Origin of the sequence: Rubritalea profundi, assembly GCF_002954445.1 — a bacterium.
Taxonomy (GTDB): Bacteria; Verrucomicrobiota; Verrucomicrobiia; order Verrucomicrobiales; family Akkermansiaceae; genus Rubritalea; species Rubritalea profundi.
The window spans coordinates 3,619,478-3,631,570 of sequence record NZ_MQWA01000001.1 but is presented as its reverse complement, the minus strand read 5'-3'; the positions used below and the strand labels follow the sequence as shown (position 1 = coordinate 3,631,570).

The 12,093-nt window shown below is 48.5% G+C and carries 11 protein-coding genes and 1 pseudogene; 1 reads left to right on the top strand and 11 read right to left on the bottom strand.

Going from position 1 to position 12,093, the window contains the following annotated elements:
- Positions 1-90: 90 nt before the first annotated feature.
- Both BSZ32_RS15915 and BSZ32_RS15910 read right to left on the bottom strand, forming a co-directional pair.
- A complete protein-coding gene (locus BSZ32_RS15915) occupies positions 91-945 on the bottom strand; it encodes a fumarylacetoacetate hydrolase family protein (RefSeq protein ID WP_105044327.1) in 855 nt (284 codons plus the stop codon).
- A gap of 38 nt (positions 946-983) precedes the next feature.
- Positions 984-2,654, bottom strand: a complete 1,671-nt coding sequence (locus tag BSZ32_RS15910) for a formate--tetrahydrofolate ligase (RefSeq protein ID WP_105044326.1) — start codon at positions 2,652-2,654, stop codon at positions 984-986.
- Between the two features lie 150 nt (positions 2,655-2,804).
- On the opposite strand from BSZ32_RS15910, the gene BSZ32_RS15905 reads away from it, so the two are divergent.
- On the top strand, positions 2,805-5,075 hold the full coding sequence (locus BSZ32_RS15905; RefSeq protein WP_105044325.1) for an FdhF/YdeP family oxidoreductase: 2,271 nt from the start codon (positions 2,805-2,807) through the stop codon (positions 5,073-5,075).
- Positions 5,076-5,147: 72 nt separating this feature from the next.
- On the opposite strand, the gene BSZ32_RS15900 is transcribed toward BSZ32_RS15905, so the two are convergent.
- From BSZ32_RS15900 to BSZ32_RS20650, 9 genes and pseudogenes are all read right to left on the bottom strand, one after another.
- Complete coding sequence (locus BSZ32_RS15900) at positions 5,148-5,531, bottom strand: acyl-CoA thioesterase (protein WP_165788897.1); 384 nt, start codon at positions 5,529-5,531, stop codon at positions 5,148-5,150.
- A gap of 94 nt (positions 5,532-5,625) precedes the next feature.
- Positions 5,626-6,876 (bottom strand): beta-ketoacyl-ACP synthase II, encoded by a 1,251-nt coding sequence (gene fabF, locus BSZ32_RS15895; RefSeq protein WP_105044323.1) that lies wholly within the window; start codon positions 6,874-6,876, stop codon positions 5,626-5,628.
- 49 nt (positions 6,877-6,925) lie between these two features.
- A complete protein-coding gene (locus BSZ32_RS15890) occupies positions 6,926-7,168 on the bottom strand; it encodes an FmdB family zinc ribbon protein (RefSeq protein ID WP_105044322.1) in 243 nt (80 codons plus the stop codon).
- Entirely contained in the window at positions 7,155-7,628 is a 474-nt protein-coding gene (locus BSZ32_RS15885) for a hypothetical protein (protein ID WP_165788896.1), read from the bottom strand. The genes BSZ32_RS15890 and BSZ32_RS15885 overlap by 14 nt, the downstream gene beginning before the upstream one ends.
- A 312-nt stretch (positions 7,629-7,940) precedes the next feature.
- Positions 7,941-8,354, bottom strand: a complete 414-nt coding sequence (locus tag BSZ32_RS15880; RefSeq protein WP_105044320.1) for an ExbD/TolR family protein — start codon at positions 8,352-8,354, stop codon at positions 7,941-7,943.
- Positions 8,351-8,911, bottom strand: coding sequence for a MotA/TolQ/ExbB proton channel family protein (locus BSZ32_RS15875; protein ID WP_206018885.1), 561 nt, complete (start codon positions 8,909-8,911; stop codon positions 8,351-8,353). Before BSZ32_RS15875 ends, BSZ32_RS15880 begins: the two co-directional genes overlap by 4 nt.
- A gap of 226 nt (positions 8,912-9,137) precedes the next feature.
- Positions 9,138-9,572 (bottom strand): YraN family protein, encoded by a 435-nt coding sequence (locus BSZ32_RS15870; protein WP_129589796.1) that lies wholly within the window; start codon positions 9,570-9,572, stop codon positions 9,138-9,140.
- 50 nt (positions 9,573-9,622) lie between these two features.
- The gene (locus BSZ32_RS15865) at positions 9,623-10,237 is read right to left on the bottom strand and encodes a ribonuclease HII (RefSeq protein WP_105044317.1); all 615 of its coding nucleotides are present in this window, start codon (positions 10,235-10,237) and stop codon (positions 9,623-9,625) included.
- Positions 10,238-10,244: 7 nt separating this feature from the next.
- Positions 10,245-11,830 (bottom strand): annotated as a pseudogene (locus tag BSZ32_RS20650) (NAD(P)/FAD-dependent oxidoreductase).
- Between the last annotated feature and the right edge of the window lie 263 nt (positions 11,831-12,093).

Genomic DNA, 12,093 nt, shown 5'->3' with positions numbered 1-12,093 from the left:
AACAATAATTTAATCTGCTATTCCGCACTGAACCTAAAAAGAAGGAGCTCAAAAATATCGACCTAAATCTATTAATATCTGTCAGTTAGATCATTTACAACCAATAACTCTCTGCATATTCGAGCCGATTCCTTCTACTCCAAATTCCACTAAATCTCCAGCTTGGAGGAATCGAGGGGGATCAAAACCCATTCCGACACCTGCCGGAGTACCGGTAGCGATCACATCACCAGGCAAGAGAGTCATAAATTGAGAAATATAGCTCACTAAGTAATCTACGCTAAATAACATGTCCCCCGTCCAGCCGCTCTGGCGGAGATCTCCATTGACTTTACTCCACAGCCTCAAAGCCTGTGGGTCAGGTAATTCATCAATCGTCAACAAACATGGTCCCATGGGCGCAAAAGTGTCCGCACTTTTACCCTTCACCCACTGACCACTGCGTTCCTTCTGGAAGGCACGCTCACTATAGTCGCACATCACTGAATAGCCTGCTATATATGACCTCGCATCTTCTTCCCGTACGTAACTCGTAGTTCTCCCAATCACTATTGCCAACTCAACCTCGTAATCTAGTTTCTCACTATTTCGCGGGACATGCACATCATCGGCCCCGCTCACATAGGCACTAGTCGCTTTCATAAAAAGCACTGGTTCGCTTGGCTGCTCCCCACCGAACTCCTTCGCATGCTCAAGGTAATTCTTGCCGACACACACAATCTTAGAGGGTCTAGCAACTGGAGCCCCTATTCTTGCCCCTTTAGGAATCACAGTGCCACCAGTGCAACCGTCGTCCACCCAGCGCTGCAAGGACTCTAATCCGGCACAAGCAAAGAACCCTTCATCGAAATCACGAAATTCGGAGCTCGCATCGATAGCCCTACCATCATCCAACAACACAGCTGGCTCCTCGTATCCAGGTTCACCATATCGCACTAGTCGCATAATATTAGACTTAACATACTTAGCCTAAAATTGCCACCTTAGAACAAGCCTACTACTTTACCGGATTCATCCAGATCAATACGATTTGCTGCGGGAATTTTAGGGAGTCCAGGCATCGTCATCACATCTCCACAGATAAAAACAATAAACTCGGCTCCAGCCGCCAGTCGTACTTCACGCACTTTTACTATATGGCCTTTGGGCGCTCCCAATTTGCTGGGGTCTGCAGAAAAACTGTAGGGATTCTTCGCTACACAAACTGGATAATGACCGTAATCTTCTTGGAGCTTGGCAATTTTCTTGCCGACCTTGGTATCAAATGTCACCGCCTCAGCCCCGTAGATCTTCATCGCTACCGACTCCATCTTCTCAACAAGACTAGCCTCGTTTTCATAAATAAAATGAAGATCCGTAGGTTTATCTTCGATGATTTTGACAACCGCCTCAGCTAACTCGACAGCCCCCTCTCCACCACGGGCCCAGTGGTCAGCCTCGACCACTTGTACATCAAGGTGTGCCAACTTCTTTTTGACCAAAGCAATCTCAGCTTCAGTATCAAAACTGAACTTATTGATCGCTACAATTGTTGATATCCCGAAACTCTCGCGCACATTCCGCACATGTTGTTCTAGGTTTGCCAAGCCCACCTCTAGAGCCTGTATATTCTCCTTTGACAAATCCGCTACAGCCACTCCCCCATGAAACTTCAGAGCCTTCAGAGTGGCGACCACTACTGATGCTTTTGGACGCAGTCCCGATTTCCGACACTTTATGTTTACAAATTTTTCAGCACCCAGATCGGCACCGAACCCAGCCTCAGTGACAACATAGTCAGCTAACTTCAGCGCGGCTTTGGTTGCGACTACCGTGTTGCAACCATGAGCAATATTAGCAAATGGCCCACCGTGGATGAAGGCTAGATTCCCCTCCAATGTTTGTACAATGTTGGGTTTGAATGCATCTTTTAGCAGCACAGTCATCGCGCCGTGCGCCTCCAACTCACGTGCTGTCACAGCTACATTTTCGCGAGTGTGAGCCACAACGATATTTCCCAATCGGTGCTTCAGCTCTGTGATGCTTGTCGCTAAACAAAAGATAGCCATTACTTCACTAGCCACCACAATATCAAATCCATCCGACCTAGGAAACCCGTTGTTAGGACCACCCAATCCAGCTGTTATTTCACGCAGCGCTCTATCATTCATATCCAACACTCTCCGCCAACTCACCTTTCGCTGATCGATCCCAAGCACATTCCCGTGATGGATGTGATTATCAATCAATGCCGAAAGTAAATTGTGAGCGAGGCCAATAGCGTGGAAATCCCCCGTGAAATGGAGATTGATATCCTCCATTGGCACGACCTGAGCATAGCCACCACCAGCGGCTCCCCCTTTCATACCAAAACATGGCCCTAACGAAGGCTCACGAAGGCACACGATGGCCTTCATGCCAATCTTATTCAAGCCATCGGTGAGACCAACGCTCGTCGTTGTTTTACCCTCTCCCGCTGGCGTTGGGCTGATCGCAGTGACGAGGATAAGATTGCCATCCTCCTTATCAGCCAATGAATCCAAGTAATCTAATGACACCTTCGTTTTATAGTGACCGTAGGGTTCCATCATTTCCTCTGGTATTCCTATTTTAGCTTTCACCAATGGGATGATTTTTTTCATTTTGGCATCCTGCGCGATCTCAATATCATTCATTCAAGGAATCATGATGATTCCATGCTTTTTGTCGATACTAGATACCCCACACGCACTGGTTGTATATTCCTTCCTGCTTATTGAATAAAATAAGCGTTACCTAAGAAATATAATCAGTGTGTTTCTAGAAAATCTAAGGTAAAAACATGTATGCAATCAGAAGACGCTCCATTAAAAATCAAAGACCCTAAAACTTGGGCAGCAGGCACTCCAGCGGTCATCTCATCACTAAAACAGGTCATGTCGACAGCTGGCCCCATCCGCGGCACCAAGGCATTGTTAGAACTCAACCAAACTGATGGATTTGATTGCCCATCATGCGCGTGGCCTGACCCCGATGACCACCGAGCTATGACTGAGTTTTGCGAGAATGGGGCAAAGGCCATTGCTTCTGAAGCCACCACTAAGGTAATAGACGAACACTTTTTCGCCAACCATTCGATCGAAGAAATGAGCGAGCAAAGCGACTATTGGCACGACCAACAAGGACGTCTCACTAGCCCAATGGTCCTACGTGAAGGAGCCACCCACTATGAGCCAATCACTTGGGAAGCAGCATTCGACCTCATGGCTGACGAACTAAAAGGGCTCGACCATCCTGATGAAGCAATCTTCTACACATCGGGACGCACCAGCAATGAAGCAGCCTTCCTTTACCAGCTTTTCACCCGCCACTACGGCACCAACAACCTCCCCGATTGCTCAAACATGTGCCACGAATCCAGCGGTTCTGCACTCGGCCCAGCCATTGGAATCGGAAAAGGGACAGTCACTCTAGATGACCTCCACACTGCAGACGTCATTATCTGCGTCGGTCAAAACCCTGGCACTAATCACCCGCGTATGCTCGCATCCCTAGAAAAGTGCATCAGCAATGGTGGTGAAGTCGTGGCTATTAACCCACTCCGTGAAGCTGGATTGTTAGGCTTCGCCCACCCGCAGAAAATCTCGGGCATGCTCAATCAAGCATCACCACTTGCTGACCTATACCTTCAGGTCAAAATGAATGGAGACATGGCAATCTTCCGCGGCGTAGCAAAGACGATCTTTGCTCGTGACGAAGCTGCCCCTGTTTCAGTCATCGATCGCGACTTCATCGATGAGCACACTGCTGGCTTCGACGCCTACGCAGAGGCCTGCACCGCAAGCTCGTGGGATCAAATCACCCAAGACTCAGGCATCACTCGGGAAGAGATCGAGTTGCTTGCTGACAAAATCATAGCCAAAGACAAGAAGCTCATTACTTGCTGGGCGATGGGACTCACCCAGCACAAGAACTCAGTCGACACCATCCGTGAAGTCACCAACGTTCATCTTCTCATTGGAGCAATCGGTCGCTCAGGTGCAGGCGTATGCCCAGTTCGTGGTCACTCCAACGTCCAAGGTGACCGTACCATGGGGATTTACGAGAAATCACCGGAGAGCTTCCATCTCGGACTCGAACGTGCATTCCAGTTCAAGTCACCACGCAAACACGGCTACGATGTTGTCGAAGCCATCCATGCGATGCATAAAGGAGATGCTAAATTTTTCCTTGCGATGGGCGGCAACTTCCTCCAAGCCGCACCAGATACGAAGTTCACCGCAGCCGCACTCCGCAAATGCAACCTCACCGCCCATGTGGTCACCAAGCTTAATCGCTCTCAGCTCGTCACAGGCAAAATTGGCCTCATCCTCCCCTGCCTAGGACGCACTGAGACGGACATGCAGAAGGCTGGTCGGCAATTTATTACCTGTGAAAACTCAATGGGAATTGTCCACATGTCCACTGGCCGACTCAAACCGATTTCTACTCACTTAATGTCCGAGCCTGCTATCGTCGCTCACCTTGCCAATAAAGTCATAGGTAACACCAAGGTCATTGATTGGCTAGCATTCGCAGACGACTACGACCTTATCCGAGATGCAATTGAATCCGCCATTTCAGGCTTCGAAAACTTTAACATTCGCGTTAGAAAATCCGGTGGATTCTACCTCCAGAACAATGCCAAAGATCGCATTTGGGATACGCCTAACAATAAGGCGAACTTCGGTAACGCAGCCCTGAGTATTTTCAAGAAAAAGGACAACAAGCACCTCATCCTCCAGACCCTTCGTTCACACGATCAATATAACACTACAATCTACGGGCTCGATGACCGCTACCGAGGTATAGGCAACCAACGTAAGATCATCTTCCTCAACCCCGAAGACATGAAAGAACGTCGTATCAAGCCGGTTCAAAAACTCAGGATCACCAGTCACTGGGACGATGGCCAACGCCATGCTGAAGGCTTCCTCGCTATACCTTACGAAATGCCCCGCGGGGCCGCTGCCGCCTACTTCCCAGAAGCCAACGTCCTCATCCCGATCGACAGTACAGCTGACACATCTAACACCCCAACCTCTAAAGCTGTCGAAATCAGCCTAGAAGTCATGTAGCTAGATCTTCAAATAATTGCCTTTTAGAGAAAAAATCGCCATGGTGAATCAAAGCACTTCGCAAAAAAAAGGCTAAGTTAGGATAGCTCGATAACTTGAGGGAATCTCTTCTGATTTTCCTGTCTTAGATACGTATACAGTGACAAATGTTCCTTCAGCCGAAATGAGTTCAGCCAACCGCACAGTGAATTTCCAAGTCAAAGATCTTTCACCAACCTTCTCCAACTGCATTTGGATTTCAGCGTCATCCCCAAAGCGCAAGGGTGATCGATAGTCACAATCCACATGAACCTTAGGAAAACCACCGGATGCAACCATAGCTGGGACAGAAAGCCCTTGCATAACAAAGTGCTCAGCCTCTTCAACATAGCATAAAATTTTACTGAAGTGCACGATCCCTGCTAGATCAGTATCAGCGAACTGAACTCGGCGCTTGTAGATTGGAAATTCTTTCACGTGAATAGAACTAACATAAACAGCGAGATTACAGGACAAAAAAAATCCCGCAAAGCGTAGAGCCTTGCGGAATTAGATAAATAGTGGTTGCTCTCTATTCGGAAAACTTCTTCACCAAAAGGCTGGCATTATGACCGCCGAAGCCGAAGGAGTTAGACAGCGCGATATCGACATTCATCTCACGTGCTGTGTTCGCACAGTAGTCGAGATCACATTGAGGATCTTGATCTTCTAGGTTGATGGTTGGAGCTACTATTCCATCTTTTATCGCCATCAAACATGCTGCAATTTCGATACCACCAGCGGCACCGAGAAGGTGGCCAGTCATCGACTTTGTAGAACTCACTACCAACTTATCCTTGGCGTGGTCGCCGAATGCTAGCTTGAGCGCCGTGGTCTCTGAGATGTCACCGAGTGGAGTTGAGGTTCCGTGAGCATTCACGTAGTCTACTTCCTCTGGGTTAACCTTACCGTGCTTGAGAGCCATGTGGATCGCACGGCATGGGCCGCTACCATCTGGCGATGGTGCGGAGAGGTGGTAGGCATCTGCACTCACACCATAACCGATAAGCTCACCATAGATTTTAGCTCCACGCGCTTTCGCATGTTCCAGTTCTTCTAGGACAACCACACCAGCACCTTCACCCATCACGAAGCCATCACGCCCTGTATCGAATGGACGAGACGCAGCTTGAGGGTCGTCGTTGCGGGTGGATAGAGCCCTCATTTTTCCGAATCCTCCGAGTCCCATTGGTAGTATTGTAGCTTCTGCACCACCTGCCACAAAGGCATCTGCATCACCAAACTTGATCATCCGCCAAGCTTCACCAATATTGTGGTTAGATGTCGCACAGGCTGTTACAATCACCATGTTTGGCCCGCAAAATCCGTACTCCATCGAGATCATTCCAGACGCAATATTAGATATCATCATCGGTATCACGAATGGTGAAACACGATCTGGGCCTCTCTCTAAAAGCTTCTTGTGCTCGCGCTCGAGAGTCCCGAGCCCACCAATACCTGAGCCAACCATGACGCCGACGCGTGTCTTATCGACTGCCTCTGGGTCCATTCCGGAATCTTCCACCGCCATCTTCGAAGCCGCCATAGCGAGCTGAGTGTAACGATCTGCACGCCGTGCGTCCTTAGCATCGTTGAAGAAAGGTTTGGGATCGAAATCTTTAACCTCTCCTCCGATCTTGACTGTATAGTCAGTGGTGTCGAGCTGTGTGATATAGTCGATGCCACTCTTACCGGCCTTAAGGCCTTCCCAAGTGGAGTTGAGATCATTGCCTAATGGGCTAAGTGTTCCGACTCCAGTGATAACTACTCTGCGTTCGTTCATAAAAATTTAATTTCGAGGATTATCCACGCGATTGCTCTAGGTGCAAGCCTCATCCTAAGGACTTATCGCGTCCACGTTGATTGGCACGTCCACATTCTGGGCAATCCACAACTTTATCTGCGCTGCTATCTTTAAAGAGATGACCGCAGACATCGCAAGTGATGATCGAGCGCAAGCTCCGCCGGCGCACTTGTCGCTCAGTGGAATTCCTTCCAATCAAAAGGACTCCAAGTATCAACATAGAAAATGCCAGCACTGAAATAGCAAGGTCTTCGAAACTAATTTCCAGCATGATTCTTCACCTCCACCCGTACAGTTACCTCACCTACCTCTAGACTTACCGACTTCGACGGGACGAATCGCTGCATCCTTAACCAGTTTTCAATTTTCTTTTCGTATTCACCTTCTCGCCATTCCGCAGGCGCGATGAATTGGACATTCCCCTTGCCATCAAGCGTCACCACAAAACGTAAAGCACTACCATATGCCTGCTCTGGAATGACCACATCCATTGGTGAAATTTCCTTAGGTTTACGTTTTTCAATCCCACCAAGCGCGTCCAAAAAGACGACCAACTCTAACACCCCTTTTTTCTGCTTATTTTGAAGAGGTTTTGGCAAACTACCTAACTCTATCATTCCGTGCTCAATCAAACGCGGAACACTCAGAGGAAGTGCAACTTTTGGCATATCTATCCAAGGGCTGGGAGGTGTCGTCATTTGCTGAAACAACCCATCGAGTTCATCATTCACTCTCTGCTGATGACCACTATCAACCAGTGGGTCCCATCGACTAGGAAATGGCGAATTCTGATCCACCCACAAAGCCATTTCAGTAGAAAACTGATCCACTAATAAAATTTTAGCATACTTGCGTATCTCTGGCTTTGTCGCCTTGAAGTTGAGGCTAACCCCCCAAAACGCCAGAGCAAAAATGCTCGAAGCGATCAAGATAGAGAATATCATCCCCCGCGGTTCCCCCTTGACCACCTCGCCAGCAAAACACAAGTCCCGCATCGCGGTCTCGTTGCAATTTTTTCTGACGGGAAAACAACATCAATCAACTTATTGGATTGGCTTAGCAGCCAGTAGACAACGAAATCCTTCATTTTTGAGCTTCAGCATAACATCCATCCCGTACATCTGTGCCGACTTATCCACCCGCATCAGTATAGCTGGAGGCCCTCCACTATCCCAAGACTCTGCACGCTTTTGCACTACCGCCACTAAATCATTTTCCTCCACTAATTCTTTCCCCACCCAATACTGTGGATCAGCACCACCAGTAATACTTACAATAATAGGGTTGGCAACTCGCTGGAGACGAAAATCGGTCTCCGGCAACTCCACCTCGACCCCTGCCTGCGGGGCAAGTGAAGTAGTCAGCAGAGGGAATAACATAATCAAAGCCAAAAGATCCACCAATGGCAACGCATGCATCAAGCCAGGTTTCTCTGGCAGTGACATCTCAAGCTTCATTTATCTGGGGATGCGGATGCTTTGTCGTTTATTGACTGCGTATTTCCGCGGCGCGCTTGAGCGACTTCTTCGCCAAACGATACGATGTCACTCGTAGCCTCACGTGCATCGCAGATCAGATTGACCATTTCGATACCTGCACGCTCAATTCTGTGTACCATGCGCTTTGCTCGCCCTAGGAAATACATGTAAAATAAGTAGGCCGGTACTGCTACCATTAGGCCCACTGCGGTTGTTATAAGACACTCGTGTACACCATCGTTGATCATTTTAGCGGAAGAGAAACCAGCTCGCTCTTGCATCCCCCCAAAAGTCTCGATCAAGCCCATCACTGTGCCCATCATACCCACTAGGGGGGCTATCAAAGCTACTGTATAGAGCGCTCTAAGATTATTCTCAATTCTTGGCACTTCTAATTGTCCCGCCTCGCGGGCGATGTCGCGCAAATCTGTTCGAGGCAAATGATGGCGCATCAATGCAGCGTGCGCCACCCTAGCGACAGGACCCGGCGCACGTGCAGCCTCATGCAGAGCCTCACCATACGCTTTTTTCCGCACATGATTCGCCAAGCCTAAAATCAAGTTGCCAACATGCACTCGATTCCTCTGAAAATAAAGTATCCGCTCCAACACGACCACTGTCGCTACAAAGGATAGCGCTAAAAGGACCCACACTAATGGCCCACCTTGAGTTATTAAATCCCACATCTTGGCGACACAATACCCAATCAAAGCCTACCTGCAAAGCTCGATTCTTAGAAATTACGGTAATCTTAAGAGGATCCTAGAATGCTTCCTCTACCACACAAATTTCCGGCAACTCTCCCTCCTCTAAAATAACCTCTACCACGTCAAATCTCCATTGGAAATCGTTATGCGGCAGCAATGCCAACCACGAGCGAGCTCCGCGCTCTATCAAGTCTTGCTTCTCTGGTGTTACAGCATCCAGAGGTCTGCTGCCAGAGCGCCTCCGCCTTGCTTTCACTTCAACGAAACATAAAAAATCACGGTCTCGTGCCACAATATCGAGCTCGCCACCCTTGGGTCCACGGTAGTTTCTAAAGAGTATCTTTTTGCCACTTCGCCTTAGGTAAGAAACTGCCATTCTCTCACCAATCTCGCCAATTTCAATGTGCGACAACCTCCGCCCCGCTTGATCAAAGTAAAATGGACGATCCAGCAGTTTGCTCGGCAGACAACGGTATATTAAGGATAGCACCCTAACAGAATAGAGCCGCCATCCGAGTAATGCAATCTGCAAATCTCGACCTAAAGCTCGAAACTAAGCTGAACAACAGGCGCAAACGATTTCCGATGAATCTTGATGGGACCAAACTCTTGCAAGACAGCTAAATGCGCTTTTGTCCCGTACCCCTTATGCTTCTCAAATCCGTATTCTGGGAACTCCTCCGCGTACGCAACCATCCTATGATCACGCTTCACTTTAGCAATAATACTTGCCGCAGCGATCGAAAGACTCTTTCCATCCCCTTTGACAATTCCTTTCGACTCGTATGGAAAGTTTGGCACATTCAGTCCATCAATCAGGCAGTACGCCCCTGCCTCACCGAGCTGATCAACAGCACGCGCCATCGCTGCATGCGTTGCCTTAAGGATATTGATCGAGTCGATCTCATCTTCATCAGCATACGCGTGCCCCCACTTGATCCGCTCATCGTCCATGATATCTTTATAAATGGACTCACGCTTCTTCTCACTGAGTTTCTTAGAGTCATCTAACAATGGGTGCGTGTAGCCCTCGGGTAGGATCACAGCGGCTGCCGATACCGGCCCAGCTAAAGGGCCGCGTCCTGCCTCATCTACCCCCACAACAATAGTCTTTCCAGCAGCTTTTGCCTCTAATTCATATTCAAGATCAGGCATGGTAAATTTACTTAAGAACTATGGCGGCCTCAGCGCATTTCAAGCCATCAATCGCGGCGGAAACAATCCCACCCGCATAGCCAGCACCTTCACCACATGGAATCAGATTCACCACCTCTGGGTGAGTTAAGCTTTGTTCATCTCTAGGAATCCTCAACGGACTACTAGTACGGGTCTCAAAACCTAACAAATTAGCCTCTTCGCCGAGATACCCCTTCATTTGATTTCCAAACTTTTTAAGTCCGATTTTCATACGGTAAGAAACATCATGCGGCAGGATCTCATCTAATCGACAAGATGTTAAACCAGGGAAGTAGCTCGTCTTTGGGAGTTCCGCTGAAAGTTTTCCAGCAATGAAATCATTTACTTTCTGCCCAGGAGCTTTCTGCTTTCCACCACCCGCAACCGAAGCCTTCACTTCAAGATCCTTCTGATAAGCTATTCCCGCAAGAATGCCATGCTCCTTTTTAAATTTGACTGTGTCTTCAGGCTCAACAGTGACCACCATACCGCTGTTAGCGAATGGGGAATTTCGCCGAGCTAAACTCATTCCATTGACTACAACCTCATCATTCATCGTCGCCGCCGGCACGATGAAACCACCTGGACACATACAAAATGAATGCACACCACGGTTATCAATCTTAGTCGCTAGATTGTACCTAGCTGCGGGCAAGATCCGTGGGCGCTCGGTCCCCCTCTCATAGGAATACTGAATGCTATCAATCAATGGCTGCGGGTGCTCGATACGCATCCCCACCGCAAACGGCTTTTGCTCCATCAAAATTTTCTTATCTGCTAGAAGCTGATAGATATCGCGGGCACTATGGCCAGTAGCCAAAATGACGGATTCACCAGTGATCTCCCGACCATCAGCTAAAACCACACCAGCCATTTTCGTGCCACCATCGCGAAGAATGAAATCAACAACCTTAGACTCAAAGTGGACTTCGCCACCGGCATTCAAAATCGACTGGCGCAATGCCTTAACCAGATTTGGCAATAGGTTTGAGCCACATGTGGGTGAGCATCAGTAAGAATTCTCTCTGGCGCACCGTGAGCCACCAATGTCTCATAGACATCACGCACAGGACCACGCTTAGTAGCGCGCGTATAAAGTTTCCCGTCAGAATAGGTTCCTGCTCCACCTTCACCAAAGCAATAATTCGAGTCTTCGATCACTCGTCCTTCTTTCATGATCGGTCCGAGATCGAACCTTCTCGCTGAAGCATCTTTGCCCCGCTCCACTATGATCGGCTTCGCACCAAGCTCAATACAGCGCAATGCAGCAAAAATCCCTGCCGGCCCACAACCGGTAATAACAACTCGCTTTTCCCCACCGCTCAGTGATGGATATTCCTTAGTTGATTTCACCTTATTAGGTAGTGGCCCATCAATACCAACCTCCATCCGCATTTGCACTTTAATAAGCTTCTTCCGGGCATCGATCGAATGCTTCATCAAGCGAAACTCATGCACATGCTCTGGCTTGAGGCGCAGTTTTCTACAAATCGCTTTTTTGCGAGCTTCCTCATTTTCGGAAGTTTCCAGCGACAAAATAATATCTACGAGCTCGTACCGTGCTTCAGCCATGCCCCACTCATGCGCGAGCCCTCACCGATAGTCAAGACGACTCGCTATATTCTAGGTGAACAAGTGCCCCCCTAGATCAGCAGCCGCTAAATCTGATTACAACGGCAATAACACTCCTTGATACTTGCTGCTTCCACAATCAACGAGCATAAAGAACACTCGAGGCCGGCCCCGTTAGACCACCAATAGTCCTCATGCTCCGATGGGAAGCTATCTTTGGGGATCTACAAGTTCATTTGAGATACTAACTTAGTTTTAGGATT

What these genes read in the sequence shown, in the direction of transcription:
- BSZ32_RS15905 (WP_105044325.1), top strand. Translation starts at nt 2,805, where the DNA reads ATGCAATCAGAAGACGCTCCATTAAAAATCAAAGACCCTAAAACTTGG.
- BSZ32_RS15915 (WP_105044327.1), bottom strand. Translation starts at nt 945, where the DNA reads ATGCGACTAGTGCGATATGGTGAACCTGGATACGAGGAGCCAGCTGTG.
- BSZ32_RS15890 (WP_105044322.1), bottom strand. Translation starts at nt 7,168, where the DNA reads ATGCTGGAAATTAGTTTCGAAGACCTTGCTATTTCAGTGCTGGCATTT.
- BSZ32_RS15910 (WP_105044326.1), bottom strand. Translation starts at nt 2,654, where the DNA reads ATGAATGATATTGAGATCGCGCAGGATGCCAAAATGAAAAAAATCATC.
- fabF (WP_105044323.1), bottom strand. Translation starts at nt 6,876, where the DNA reads ATGAACGAACGCAGAGTAGTTATCACTGGAGTCGGAACACTTAGCCCA.
- BSZ32_RS15880 (WP_105044320.1), bottom strand. Translation starts at nt 8,354, where the DNA reads ATGAAGCTTGAGATGTCACTGCCAGAGAAACCTGGCTTGATGCATGCG.
- BSZ32_RS15865 (WP_105044317.1), bottom strand. Translation starts at nt 10,237, where the DNA reads ATGCCTGATCTTGAATATGAATTAGAGGCAAAAGCTGCTGGAAAGACT.